The organism is Agrobacterium sp. LR_9, from assembly GCF_041954855.1.
GTDB lineage: Bacteria > Pseudomonadota > Alphaproteobacteria > Rhizobiales > Rhizobiaceae > Agrobacterium > Agrobacterium leguminum.
This window is the reverse complement of record NZ_JAVAYA010000013.1, coordinates 59,965-72,341: the sequence shown is the minus strand read 5'-3', so window position 1 is coordinate 72,341 and position 12,377 is coordinate 59,965. Positions and strand designations below refer to the sequence as shown.

The 12,377-nt window shown below is 60.0% G+C and carries 11 protein-coding genes and 1 tRNA gene; 4 read left to right on the top strand and 8 right to left on the bottom strand.

What is annotated here, in order from left to right; all coding sequences use genetic code 11:
• Position 1: 1 nt before the first annotated feature.
• A complete protein-coding gene (locus RAC79_RS16035; protein WP_174040159.1) occupies positions 2-988 on the top strand; it encodes a beta-ketoacyl-ACP synthase III in 987 nt (328 codons plus the stop codon).
• Between the two features lie 75 nt (positions 989-1,063).
• Here the strand turns inward: RAC79_RS16035 and RAC79_RS16030 are convergent.
• Positions 1,064-1,137 (bottom strand) — tRNA-Gln (locus RAC79_RS16030).
• A gap of 123 nt (positions 1,138-1,260) precedes the next feature.
• A complete protein-coding gene (locus RAC79_RS16025; protein ID WP_003508428.1) occupies positions 1,261-1,698 on the bottom strand; it encodes an Lrp/AsnC family transcriptional regulator in 438 nt (145 codons plus the stop codon).
• 129 nt (positions 1,699-1,827) lie between these two features.
• Here RAC79_RS16025 and rocF point away from each other — a divergent pair, with 129 nt between their 5' ends.
• Together rocF and RAC79_RS16015 are read left to right on the top strand one after the other, a co-directional pair.
• Entirely contained in the window at positions 1,828-2,748 is a 921-nt protein-coding gene (gene rocF / locus RAC79_RS16020) for an arginase (protein ID WP_125146146.1), read from the top strand.
• Positions 2,749-2,761: 13 nt separating this feature from the next.
• Positions 2,762-3,817 (top strand): ornithine cyclodeaminase, encoded by a 1,056-nt coding sequence (locus tag RAC79_RS16015; protein ID WP_174037216.1) that lies wholly within the window; start codon positions 2,762-2,764, stop codon positions 3,815-3,817.
• 10 nt (positions 3,818-3,827) lie between these two features.
• On the opposite strand, the gene RAC79_RS16010 is transcribed toward RAC79_RS16015, so the two are convergent.
• The 5 genes from RAC79_RS16010 to RAC79_RS15990 all read right to left on the bottom strand — a co-directional run bounded on the left by RAC79_RS16010 (position 3,828) and on the right by RAC79_RS15990 (position 9,447).
• A complete protein-coding gene (locus tag RAC79_RS16010; RefSeq protein ID WP_174037217.1) occupies positions 3,828-4,712 on the bottom strand; it encodes a DMT family transporter in 885 nt (294 codons plus the stop codon).
• A 449-nt stretch (positions 4,713-5,161) separates the two neighbouring features.
• Positions 5,162-6,154 carry an inositol 2-dehydrogenase gene (gene iolG, locus RAC79_RS16005; protein ID WP_065657424.1) on the bottom strand — a complete coding sequence of 331 codons (993 nt, stop codon included), beginning with the start codon at positions 6,152-6,154 and terminating at the stop codon, positions 5,162-5,164.
• A gap of 212 nt (positions 6,155-6,366) precedes the next feature.
• Positions 6,367-7,617, bottom strand: a complete 1,251-nt coding sequence (locus tag RAC79_RS16000) for an adenylate/guanylate cyclase domain-containing protein (RefSeq protein WP_125146151.1) — start codon at positions 7,615-7,617, stop codon at positions 6,367-6,369.
• A gap of 231 nt (positions 7,618-7,848) precedes the next feature.
• The gene (locus RAC79_RS15995; protein ID WP_003522093.1) at positions 7,849-8,079 is read right to left on the bottom strand and encodes a helix-turn-helix domain-containing protein; all 231 of its coding nucleotides are present in this window, start codon (positions 8,077-8,079) and stop codon (positions 7,849-7,851) included.
• 255 nt (positions 8,080-8,334) lie between these two features.
• The gene (locus RAC79_RS15990; protein WP_374997273.1) at positions 8,335-9,447 is read right to left on the bottom strand and encodes an RHE_PE00001 family protein; all 1,113 of its coding nucleotides are present in this window, start codon (positions 9,445-9,447) and stop codon (positions 8,335-8,337) included.
• A gap of 211 nt (positions 9,448-9,658) precedes the next feature.
• Here RAC79_RS15990 and RAC79_RS15985 point away from each other — a divergent pair, with 211 nt between their 5' ends.
• Positions 9,659-10,963, top strand: a complete 1,305-nt coding sequence (locus RAC79_RS15985) for an MFS transporter (RefSeq protein WP_065657420.1) — start codon at positions 9,659-9,661, stop codon at positions 10,961-10,963.
• A 62-nt stretch (positions 10,964-11,025) separates the two neighbouring features.
• Here RAC79_RS15985 and RAC79_RS15980 read toward each other — a convergent pair whose 3' ends face one another.
• Complete coding sequence (locus tag RAC79_RS15980; RefSeq protein WP_374997272.1) at positions 11,026-12,363, bottom strand: sensor histidine kinase; 1,338 nt, start codon at positions 12,361-12,363, stop codon at positions 11,026-11,028.
• Positions 12,364-12,377: the final 14 nt, after the last annotated feature.

Here is a 12,377-nt window from a genome sequence, read left to right as displayed (position 1 = left end):
AATGCAGACCCGTTCTTCCCGCATGGCCGGTTTTGGTCATGCCGTTCCGTCACGATGCGTCGACAATGCCGAGATAGAGACCAGTCTCGGGCTGGAAGCCGGCTGGATCGAGCGGCGCACCGGCATCCGCACGCGTTATTGGGCGCAAGAGGGCGACACTCTGAGCGGCCTTGCCGCGAGCGCCGGCCGCATGGCGCTGGAAGACGCCGAAATCGGCTCCGACGACATTGCTCTGACGCTGCTTGCGACTTCCACGCCGGATCACCTCTTGCCGCCCTCGGCGCCGCTGCTCGCCCACAGGCTGGGCCTTGCCCGATCCGGCGCGATCGATCTCGCCGGGGCCTGTTCCGGCTTTCTTTATGCGCTCACCCTTGCGGATGGCTTTGTCCGCGCCCACGGCCGCGCCGTCCTCATCGTTGCCGCCAATATATTGAGCCGCCGTATCAATCCGGCGGAAAGGGCAAGCGCGGTCCTGTTCGCCGATGCCGCCGGCGCCGTCGTCCTCAAGCCCTGCCGCGAGGCGCAGCGTGGGCTTTTGTCAGCCGATCTCGTTGCGGATGGCGACGGTTACGATCTGATCCAGATAGCGGCGGGAGGCAGCAGCCAGCCCTTCTCTGCCGATACATCCACTGAGGAGGTGCTGATGACGATGCGTGACGGCCGCGAAGTCTTCTCCCGTGCCGTGGCGCTGATGACCGCGACCTCGCAGCGGGTGCTGCATCAAGCCGGAATGACAGCAACCGATATCGACCGTTTCGTGCCCCATCAGGCCAATGCCCGCATGTTCGACGCCGTCTGTGGCAATCTCGGCATTGACAGGCAAAAGACGGTTCGCACCATAGAAAGCTTCGGCAATTCCTCCGCCGCAACCATTCCGCTTTCGCTCTCCGTCACCAATGCCGAAAGGCCTCTCGCGGAAGGCGAAATCCTGCTTCTGACGGCCGCCGGTGCTGGTATGACGGGTGGAGCGGTGGTTTATCGCGGGTGAACGATGCCGGGCACGGGATGTCGCGATGCCATGCGATATTCAAAACTCAAGAAGCTGATTTTATTTGGAGAAATTTGGCTGGGGAACCTGGATTCGAACCAAGATCGACGGAGTCAGAGTCCGCTGTTCTACCATTGAACTATTCCCCAAAAGCTTTAAAGCGCGTGGCGCGTTCGCTTTGGTGGGTCGTCATATAGATGATTTATTCCGGGGCGCAAGTCGAAAAAATCGAAAAATGCGTTTTATCCCTGTTTTGCGTTTTGCTCCTCGGTTCAGAGCCGTGCCCGGGTGGAGCGTGGGGTGGAGAGCAAAAGGCTGGTCTCGCTGCCGGTGATGCCGGGCACCAGGCGGATGCGGCGCAGTACCGCGTCGAAATCGCTGAGCGTGGCGGCGTTGAGTTCCACGATCAGGTCCCAGCGGCCGTTGGTGCTGTGGATTTCAGAGATTTCCGGAAAACCGCCAAGGGTGCGGATGACGCGGTCCGTCACATGGCCTTCAATCTCGATCATCATGATGCCGCGGATCGCGGCCTCCACCGCATCGGCGCGCAAAATGACGGTGTAACCGATGATGGTGCCGTCGTTCTCCATTCTTTCGATGCGTGAGCGCACCGTGGCGCGCGAGGTTTCCGTCTCGATTGCGAGATCGGAAATGCTGCGCCTGCCATTGTGTCGCAAAAGGGTGATGAGCCGTTCGTCGAGATTATCCATGATGACCAATTCGGTAAATCAATTTTACCGGATCGATAGCTTATTTCGATAATATTGCCAATATTTGATGTTCATTTCGCCAGATCACTGTGGTGAACTGGTCTTGTTGGCAGGAAAGCGAGGATGGGAATGGAAATCAGGTTGATCGGTGCGCCGCTGCAGATCGGGGCCGGGCAATTGGGATGCGAGATGGGGCCGAGCGCCTATCGCGTCGCGGGACTTGCTCATGCCCTTGAAGAACTGGGGCACCGCGTTGTCGATACCGGCAATGTGACGCCGGCGACCTTCCGCGAATTTAACCATCCCAATCCCGCTGTGCATCATCTGTCTGAAACCGTGGCCTGGACCGAGGCGCTGACGGAGGCTGCCTATCGTGAAAGCGTGGATGCCGTGCCGATCTTTCTCGGCGGCGACCATGCGATTTCCGCGGGGACGGTCGCCGGCATGGCGCGCCGGGTGGCAGAGACCGGCCGGCCGTTTTTCGTGCTCTGGCTCGATGCCCATACCGATTATCATACGCTTGAGACGACGCGCAGCGGCAATCTGCACGGCACGCCGGTCGCCTATTTCAGTGGGCGAGAGGGATTTGCCGGTTATTTCCCGCCGCTTTCCCATGCGGTTCCGGAAGACAATATCGGCATGATCGGCATCCGCAGCGTGGATCCGGCCGAAAGGGCCGCACTGGAAAAGAGCGGCATCACCGTGCACGACATGCGCTCGATAGACGAGCATGGCGTCGCCGTTCTGCTGCGGGCGTTTCTGGCGCGGGTTCAGGCGGCAAACGGGCTTTTGCATGTCAGTCTCGATGTCGATTTTCTCGAGCCGTCCATCGCGCCGGCCGTCGGCACCACGGTTCCGGGCGGTGCGACGTTCCGCGAGGCGCATCTGGTCATGGAAATGCTGCATGATAGCGGGCTGGTCTGCAGTCTCGATCTGGTGGAGCTTAACCCGTTTCTCGACGAGCGCGGCAGAACCGCGACGCTGATGGTGGATCTCGCCACCAGCCTGATGGGCAAGCGGGTCATGGACCGCCCGACACGGGCCGGCTGAAAGGAATGATGCGATGAACGTGATACCGAACCTCAATATCGTGCCCTTCGTCAGCGTCGATCACATGATGAAACTCGTGCTGCGCGTCGGCATCGATACGTTCCTGCGCGAGCTTGCCGAGGCGGTGGAAGAGGATTTCCGCCGTTGGGAAAGCTTCGACAAGACGCCGCGCATCGCCTCGCATTCGAAGGAAGGCGTCATTGAACTTATGCCGACCAGCGATGGCACGCTTTACGGCTTCAAATATGTCAACGGTCATCCGAAGAACATGAAGGAAGGCCGCCAGACGGTGACGGCTTTCGGCGTGCTTTCCGATGTCGGCAATGGTTATCCGCTGCTTCTGACCGAGATGACCATCCTGACGGCGCTGCGCACCGCCGCAACATCGGCCGTCGCGGCGAAATATCTCGCCCGCAAAAATTCCTGCTCCATGGCCATCATCGGCAATGGCGCGCAGAGCGAATTCCAGGCGCGCGCCTTCAAGGCGATTCTCGGCATAGACACGCTGCGACTATTCGATATCGACCCGTCCGCCAGCGAAAAATGCGCCCGCAATCTCGCGGGGCAGGGTTTTGCCATCAAGATCTGTGAAAGCGCACAGGAAGCGGTCGAAGGGGCGGATATCATCACCACCGTCACCGCCGACAAGCAATATGCGACGATCCTGACCGACAACATGGTTGGGCCCGGCATTCACATCAACGCGGTTGGCGGCGATTGCCCCGGCAAGACGGAGTTGCACCGGGATATTCTGCTTCGATCCGATATTTTCGTCGAATATCCGCCGCAGACGCGCATTGAAGGTGAAATCCAGCAATTGCCGGCGGATTATCCCGTCACCGAGCTTTGGCAGGTCATAACCGGTGAAAAGCAGGGGCGGGCAAGCGACCGGCAGATCACGCTGTTCGACAGCGTCGGCTTCGCGACGGAAGATTTTTCGGCTCTGCGTTACGTGCGCTCGAAGCTGCCATCCACCGGGCTTTATACGGAGCTCGATCTGCTGGCCGACCCGGATGAGCCGCGTGACCTGTTCGGTATGCTGCTGCGGTGTGAGGCGGCTCTCGTCTAGGGTCTTCTGCCTATTTCGTCTCCCGGCGGTTCTTGCGGGAAACCACATGCTCACGCCAGATAGTGAAGAGGCCGGCGGCAATGACGATCGCCGCACCGATGACCATGTTGGACGTCACTACCTCGCCATAGACGGTGACGCCGATGATGGAGACGAGCACCAGCTGATAATAGGAAAAGGGCTGCACTGAGGCCGCATCCGCCAGTTCGAACGCCTTTATCAGGCAATAATGGCCGCTCATGCCGGTAATGCACAGCGCCAGCATCCAGCCCCAATCCTGCGGCTCGATGCTGACCCAATAAAACGGACCGACCAGCGTCAGGGCCGCTGCACCGGCCACGCCGGTGTAGAAGAAGCTTGTCATCGACGAATCGCTTTTGCTGCCGAGGCGGGTCAGGACGCTATAGAGAGCCAGCATGAAGGTCGCCACGAAGGTGATCATCAGCCGGTTGTCGAAACCGTCTCCCTCCGGCTTGAGGATGACGAGAACGCCGATGAAGCCGACAAAAATGGCGCTCCAGCGCCGCCAGCCCACATGCTCTCCCAGCAAAGGCATGGACAGCGCCGCAACGATCAGCGGTGCGGAGGCAAGGATGGAATGGCTGTGCGCCAGCCCGACGACGGCGAAAGAAAAGATCGAAATGACGATCTGTACGGCGAGAAGCACGCCGCGGCCGATCTGCAGCCAGGGACGGTTGGCCATGACGGCGCCCCGAATGCCGCCCGCCGACCTTGCGGCCATCAAAAGAACGAAGACGGCAAAGGCCCAGTATCGCAGCATGGCGATAAAAACCGGCGGATAGGCGCTGCCCAGATGTTTCGATATGCCATCCTGCGCCGCAAAGATCGTGAAAGCGACAAGCGCATAAAGAAAGCCGGTCCTGGGTGATGGCATGAAAAAACCGCTATCCGACTGCCGCCGGCAAAAGAGTATTCGGGGTGAATGAGGTGGGTAACAGCCATATGTTACGGCCGTACCTTGTCAGACAACCTTATTTTCCGAATAGCTGCCATGCAAGTGTGGAAGCTGCGTTTTAAAGGGGCGATTGCTGGAGCATGCTTTTGCTGCATTCTCTCCTCATCCCTGTGCCTGTCACAGGGATTCAGCCAGCCCAAGTCATTGGGCTGAAAGGAGTTTTTCTCGCCGTGCAGACGCGCGTCGGCTGGATTCCTGTGACGAGCACAGGAATGAGGGCGGTGGGCACGCCGCTCCGCAGGTCGGCGTAGAGCTAGTATGATGTGAGCCTGCTGCCGAGGGCTTTGGGACAGGCAGGGCTGTCCGCCGTCAACAATTGCGCGGCGGACAGAAGGTTCAGCAAGACGCTCAGCGTCCCGGTTGTGGCTTCAGCCGAGCTTCACGGCCGTCTTCGAGGTCGCGGATTTCAGTGCGGCATCGGCCAGTTTCAGCGCGATCAGACCGTCCTTGATGGAGGGCGACGGCGCGACGTTGTTTTCGATGCTGTCGATAAAGGCGGTGATTTCCGCGGCATAGGCGGCCGTATAACGCGTCATGAAGAAATCATGCAGCGGCGGGCGGGTGTAGCCGTCCGCATTGGCGATCTCGATGGAAACAGGACGCTGGTTTTCGGCCGCGGCCGAACCGAGCGAACCGTGCACTTCGATGCGCTGGTCGTAACCATAGGTCGCGCGGCGGGAATTCGAAATGATCGCCTGTCTGCCGCTTTTTGTCGTCAGGATGATGCTGGCGCTGTCGAAATCACCCAGCGCGCCGATCTCCGGATTGACGAGGACGGAACCGGTGGCAAACACGCTTTCCACTTCCTCGCCGAGCAGGAAACGGGCCATATCGAAATCATGAATGGTCATGTCGCGGAAAATGCCGCCGGAGACCTTGATATATTCGGCCGGCGGCGGGCCGGGGTCGCGGCTGGTGATGGTCACCATTTCCACCTTGCCGATGCGGCCATCGTCGATTGCCTTGTGAACGGCCTGGAAATGCGGGTCGAAACGGCGGTTGAAACCGAGCATCACCTTCGCGCCGGTTTCCTCGACCACCTTGGCGCAGGCTTCCGCGCGGGCGACATCGAGATCGACGGGCTTTTCGCAGAAGATCGCCTTGCCAGCGCGGGCGAAACGCTCGATCAGGTCGGCATGGGTGTTGGTCGGGGTGCAGATGATGACGGCGTCGATCGTCTGGTCGGCCAAAACCTCATCGATCGTGCTGACCTTGCACTGCGCCTCGCGGGCGATTGCTTCCGCAGCACCGGCCATGGCGTCCACAACGGCCACCAGCTGCGCACGGCTGTCGGTGGTGATCGCCTTGGCGTGGACCTTGCCGATCCGTCCAGCGCCGAGCAGTGCCAATTTCGTAACCATCTTTCCTCCGGTTTCTCACACCCGTCCCTCACTCCCGGAAAGACAGAATATGAATGCAAGCAATGTTTCGATATGGAATATATGTTCCATTTTGCTAGATCGACATCGCAGACGTGTCAAGCGTTTTGACGATGATCCAGACGGCCGAAATCGCTCTTCGGGAAGGTCATGCGGCGCGGATGGCCGGTGTCGTTAAAAGCCCTTCGCGATAATCAATCAGCCGAAGCTGTCAGGGCCGAATTGTGGGGCAAGGCATATACTTCGACCGGAGTTTCGAGGCCGCGCAGCAGCCACGGACCGAGATTTTCCAGCTTTCCCTGATATCCGGCCATGCGCACGAATTCCTCGGAGAAAAGCACATTGCGCCCCGTCTCCTTGGTCAGCGTTTCCAGCCGCGAGGCGATATTGACGGCGGGGCCGATGACGGTGAAATCGAGGCGGGTTTTCGAGCCGATATTGCCATACATGACATCGCCGACATGCACGCCGATGCCATAACCCAGGGGATCGTGGCCCTTGCGGCAATTGATTTCATTCAGCGCGACGAGGCTCTTCTGGGCGCTGGCGATGGCTTTCAGCAGGTTTTCGCAGGCCTGCGGGTTGCTGAGCGGGAAAATCGCCAGCAGCCCGTCGCCCATGAATTTCAGGATTTCGCCGCCGAATTCCTCGATGGGATCGCACATGGCGTCGAAATAACCGTTGAGAAGCTCAATGACATCGTCACGCGGCCAAAGGTCGGAAATATGGGTGAAATTGCGCAGGTCGCAGATCAGGATCGCCGCACCCACCGTCATGCCGCTGCCGCGCGTGGTCGCGCCATTGAGGATCTTTTCGCCCGCATGCGGCCCCACATAGGTCTCCAGAAGGGTGCGCGTCATGCGGTTCTTCAAGCGTATTTCGCTGACGAGCGCCAGCGCCGGAAGCAGGTTTTTCAAGGCGAGGATTTCGCTGTCGGAAAAACCGCCGGGCCGGTCGCTGGAGAAGCTGGCGACATGGCGCTTGCCGAAGGTGTGCTCGATCGGCCAGGCGCAATAATCCGTCAGCCCCTCGGCCCGCAGGTCTTCGTAGATCGTATAGCCGGGCTCATCGATGTCCTCTCCGTTCAGCCGGTGGCGGACTTCGGTGGCGCCCTGGTGAATGTCGTTGATAGGGCTGTTCAGATATTCGGGCGTATTTTCAGACCCATAGCCATAGGTGGCGATTTCGGCGGAGGACAGGCCGGCTTTCCACAGAATGCGCGCGCCAAGCCATTGCGGATGGCGAATGCGGAAAGCGAGCACGCCCCGCGCCACGGAAATTCCGCTCGCCCGCAGCCTGTTGCAGAGCTCGACGAATATCTCGTCGATAAAGCGTTCGTCCTTGGTGCCGGTGATCAACCAGTCGAGAATTTCCGTCTTTTCCGCTGGCCACAATTCATCCAATGCTGAAGAAACCCGTTCTTCGGTGTCGAGACTTAGTGTCATGGCAGGATTCCGGAGGTTGTTGCTGCTCTCGCACAAGCGGGGCGCATGTCGCAATCGGCCAACATGGTCGCTCGTGAACCCCATGTGGTGCCGGATAACGAAAATGTTAAGAGAGGGGCGCGGAAAATGTTCCGGAAGGGATAGGCGGCATCAGGCCACGCGCGCCGCCCGGATGTTCCCGGGAACATCGTCCCCGGCGGCGCTGAGATTTTTGATGATCGCTAAGGCGGATCAGATAACGGTTTCGACAGGAATATGAAGGGCTGCGGCAACGCGTCTGATGCGCAGCGGATCGCTGTCCGTGCCGTCTTCGAGCGCGCGTATTTCGCTGGTCGTCAGGCCGCAGGTCACGGCAAGCTGTTCGACCGTATATCCGGCGAGATTGCGCGCGGTGAGAACCTTTTTGGCAAAAGGAGCATCGGTTTCGTGATCGGAATCGGGTTGTGAGATTGAAATTGTCATTATTGCATCTCCCTCAGAATGGACACTTAAATGCGGGCGGCAAAGAAAAGTTGCCGGGCCGAATGCGACCGCGTTGCCGGAGAAGAAAATCGGTGCTGCAACGCAGCGAGGAACATAGCGGCTTCGTCGACCTACGCAATAGTTAAATTTTGTTAAGATTCGTGATCGCTGCATCCCTGCGGCACCTCTTTGCCGGAAAAAGGCCGCGATACCGCCGTTTTTCGGGGCTCTTGCGAGGGGCGGGAGCGGCTTTCGCTACAGCATGCCCCAGGCGCGAAACCGGCCGCGACCGGTCACTTCCCGCAGTTCCAGCTGGTTAGCGAGCCCGATCGCGCCCTGCGGTGTGGTGCCGAGTTCCCTGACGATCATCGCCGCCGAAACCACCGGTCGGGAGACGACAAGTTCCACGAGTTCCGGCAGGCGCGAGGAGGACCGCCGGCCGGCCAGCTTGCGCATCATGCGTTCTCGCGCATGGGCCAGCCGGTCATGTTCCTTCATGCCGGCCTGCGCCGCTTCGTAAAAGCTGTCGAGAAGTGCGAGAACGCGCTGTGTCTGGTTTCGGGCGTGCCGACGCTCCCGCGGGACCGCGCGGAGACCGGCGCTGAGGGCCGGCAGGTGATCGGGCGTGACGGCGCCGTCGCGCAGAAAGGCGGAGGCCAGAAGCCGGCCGAGCCAGGAGCTGCGTTGCAGCACCTCGATCATGTTCCAGGCGTCGAGAAGGATGGCGGTGCGAAGAATCGCCGGCAGTTCCTCCGTCCGCGCATGGACGTTCCACCATTCTTTCAGCCGCTCATCCTCGTCCCAGTCGGGTTCGTTGATGATCGCATGGCTTTCCTCCCTGTGCATTGGCGGAAGCGCGCTACCGGTGGTGATCGCGTCGAGCGTTGCGGCGCTTCGCGCCAGAAGCGCATCGAGCTCGGAAAAAGCGCCATCCAGCGATGTTTCCTCCTCCTCAGCGTCGGTGTCTTCATCGCGGGCGTGGTCGAGCGTTTGTCTGGGAGGCGCTGGCTCTTCGGCAAGTGCCGCCTTGCCGCGTAGCCTCGAGAGGCCAGGCGCGGTAAAGGCCCAGCCGGGGGCATTGGAAAAGATCAGTCGTCTCGAGCGGAGAATCCGGTGCGCCGCCGTCATTTCATGGGTTGGCGCGCGCACATCCATATGCGCGTCATGCAGCACCAGATCTTCCATGTGAACGAGTTCGCCATCCACCCACATGGAGGAAATCGCATCGGTGAAATCCTGTCTTTCGATGAAGCCGTGTTTCATCGGTGACCGGTCGATCCGCTCGTCCAGCCGCGCCAGCGCCTCGCCGGCACGGGCGGCGGCAATGAGAAGCTTTTCGATCTGAACGTCCGATATATCGTAAATCATTGATATTTTTTAGTTTGAGCGCGGGCGGCTTACAAGGCGGATCACAGGTGGGCGGGTTTGGCTGGTTTTTCGGCAATATTGCGATGCGGTATAAACTTGCGCACTGCAACATGACGGGTATATACCCCCACCGAGAGCGACAAATTATCACACCTTCCGTTCGCCCTTCCATCTCCAGACGAAGATGAATTGGAGTTTACCCGTGAATATTATGGCAAATGGTCCCGCCACCGCGCCGGACCAGAAAACCCGTTTGAAATCCATTATCGGCGGATCGGCGGGCAACCTCGTCGAATGGTACGACTGGTACGTTTATTCGGCCTTCACCCTTTATTTCGCGCCGGTATTTTTCCCTTCCGGAAACCAGACCGCCGAACTTTTGAGCGCAGCCGCCGTTTTCGCCGTCGGATTTCTGATGCGGCCCATCGGGGCCTGGTTCATGGGCACCTATGCCGACCGCAAGGGCCGCAAGGCCGGTCTCACCTTATCCGTCACGCTGATGTGCCTCGGCTCGCTGCTGATCGCGATTACGCCAGGCCATGAGGCGATCGGCATTGCCGCGCCGGCCATTCTGGTTTTCGCAAGGCTTCTGCAGGGCATCAGCGTCGGCGGCGAATATGGCGCCAGCGCAACCTATCTCAGCGAAATGGCCGGCAAGAACCGCCGCGGTTTCTTCTCCAGTTTCCAGTATGTGACGCTTATTTCCGGTCAGCTTCTGGCGCTGGCGGTGCTTCTGGTACTGCAGCGGGTTCTGACGCCGGAACAGCTCGGCTCCTGGGGCTGGCGCATTCCCTTCTTCATTGGCGGCCTTCTGGCGATTGCGGTGTTTTATATCCGCCGCGGCCTTGTCGAGACGCAGTCCTTCGAAAATGCCAAGACCGGCGCTGCCGACAAGCCGAAGTCCAGCGGATGGGCGCTGTTCAAGCACTATCCAAGGGAAGCGCTGATGGTCATGGCGCTCACCTCCGGCGGCACGCTCGCCTTTTATGCCTATACGACCTATCTGCAGAAATTCCTCGTCAACACCTCCGGCTTCAGCAAGGAAAGCGCCACGGAAATCACCACGGCAGCGCTCTTCGTCTTCATGCTGTGCCAGCCGATTGCCGGCGCGCTGTCCGACAGGATCGGCCGCAAGCCGCTGATGGTCGGCTTCGGTATTCTCGGAACGCTGTTCACCTATGCGATCTTCAGCACGCTTTCGACGACGACCGATCCCATCATGGCTTTCGCCCTCGTGCTGGTCGGCCTGTTGATCGTTACCGGCTATACCTCTATCAATGCGGTGGTGAAGGCGGAAATGTTCCCCGCCCATATTCGCGCGCTCGGTGTGGCTCTGCCCTATGCGCTGGCGAACACCATATTCGGCGGAACGGCGGAATTCGTGGCCCTGAAATTCAAGCAGATCGGCCACGAAAACTGGTTCTTCTGGTATGTGACGATCATGATCGCCCTGTCGCTGGTGGTTTATGTGAAGATGCGCGATACGCGGGCTCACAGCCATATCCACGAGGATTGAGCGACCACCATCCAGACCGGAAAAAGCCCCGTCCTTCCGGCAGGGCTTTTTCTTTTTAGCATTCAGGCGGCTTCGGCGGGAAGGACGATGCGGGCCTCAAAACCGTCCTGCCGGCCCGGCGCCGGCGAGGAAAGCACCAGCTCTCCGCCGGCCTGCTCCACCAGGCTCTTGACGATGGCAAGGCCAAGCCCGGTTCCGTCCGCCGTGGTCTGGCCCCTGGTAAAACGCGTCGTCAGCTTGGGCAGGAGCGCCGCGTCGATCGCCGCCCCGGAATTGACGATGCGGATCGTGCCGTCCGCTTCGGCGACGACCTGCACCGGGCTTTCCGCCGGGCTGTGGATCAGCGCATTTTCGAGGAGGTTACGGATGATGATGCCGAAGGCATCCGGGCCGATCCTGCAGGACAGGCCGCCTTCACAGCGATTGGTGAAGCGGATGCGGGATGAACCGATGGCCGTTCTCATCATGTCGTCGATAATGAGTTCGAGAACGGGAATGAGATCGTTTGCCGTGTCGGTGACCCCGATCCTCGCCTCCGCGCGCGACATCTGAAGCAGTTTTTCGGCCAGGTGGGCGAGATGCTGCAGGGATTTTTCGATGTTTTCCACGCGCGGTGCAAGCTCCGGCGGAATGTCGGCATGCAGCCGCTGCGCCTGCGCCAGTGCGCCGGCAATCGGCGTGCGCAATTCATGGGCGCTGTTGGCGGTGAATTCCCGTTCCGCCTCGATTGCCGATCGCAATCGTCCGAGCAGCAGATTGACCGAACGGGCAATGGGATGGAGTTCACCCGGAAAGGGTTGCGTCGGCAGCGGCGCGAGATTGCCGCCGTCCTTTTTGCCGATGTCGTCGCGCAGGGTCTGTATCGGTCGCAGCGTTCTGCGCACCACGACAATGACGGCGAAAATGCTGGCGGGAATGAGGATGAGAACGGGGAGAAGCAGCGCGGTGCCCGCCTCTTCGATCGCCTCGCGGCGATTGGCGAAGGCATCGGCGACCTGCAGGAAATAATTGCCGTCCGGTGTCGCAACCGTAAAGATGCGTTGGGTCGGGGTTTCGGAAAAGCCGGGTTCGAGCGAGACCTCGAAAGGTTCGGTGGAACTGTCATGCGAATGCAGCACCACCTGTCCTTCCCGGTCGCGGACCTGATAGGTCAGATATTCCGCCCGTTCCGACGTCCGGTTGAGCTTTTGCGCGGCAGGCGCGGTGTTGTTTTCCCTCAGGTCGTCCACCAATAGCGGCAGCAGTCTTTCGGCGGTTTCCTCAACGCCGGCGTCGAAAATTTCGGCGAACTCATCCTGCATCACCATGACGCCCAGCCCGCAGGCGAGAAGCCAGGATATGGCGACAACGCTGGTCAGCGCCGTCACGAGCTTGCGGGTCATGCTGGTCGGTCTGGCCATTTCTGCCTGCTTGT

Bases quoted from the DNA above. Each gene is read 5' to 3' on its own strand.
- RAC79_RS16035 (WP_174040159.1), top strand. From the start codon at position 2: ATGCAGACCCGTTCTTCCCGCATGGCCGGTTTTGGTCATGCCGTTCCG.
- RAC79_RS16025 (WP_003508428.1), bottom strand. From the start codon at position 1,698: ATGGATAATCTCGACGAACGGCTCATCACCCTTTTGCGACACAATGGC.
- rocF (WP_125146146.1), top strand. From the start codon at position 1,828: ATGGAAATCAGGTTGATCGGTGCGCCGCTGCAGATCGGGGCCGGGCAA.
- RAC79_RS16015 (WP_174037216.1), top strand. From the start codon at position 2,762: ATGAACGTGATACCGAACCTCAATATCGTGCCCTTCGTCAGCGTCGAT.
- RAC79_RS16010 (WP_174037217.1), bottom strand. From the start codon at position 4,712: ATGCCATCACCCAGGACCGGCTTTCTTTATGCGCTTGTCGCTTTCACG.
- iolG (WP_065657424.1), bottom strand. From the start codon at position 6,154: ATGGTTACGAAATTGGCACTGCTCGGCGCTGGACGGATCGGCAAGGTC.
- RAC79_RS16000 (WP_125146151.1), bottom strand. From the start codon at position 7,617: ATGACACTAAGTCTCGACACCGAAGAACGGGTTTCTTCAGCATTGGAT.
- RAC79_RS15995 (WP_003522093.1), bottom strand. From the start codon at position 8,079: ATGACAATTTCAATCTCACAACCCGATTCCGATCACGAAACCGATGCT.
- RAC79_RS15990 (WP_374997273.1), bottom strand. From the start codon at position 9,447: ATGATTTACGATATATCGGACGTTCAGATCGAAAAGCTTCTCATTGCC.
- RAC79_RS15985 (WP_065657420.1), top strand. From the start codon at position 9,659: ATGGCAAATGGTCCCGCCACCGCGCCGGACCAGAAAACCCGTTTGAAA.
- RAC79_RS15980 (WP_374997272.1), bottom strand. From the start codon at position 12,363: ATGGCCAGACCGACCAGCATGACCCGCAAGCTCGTGACGGCGCTGACC.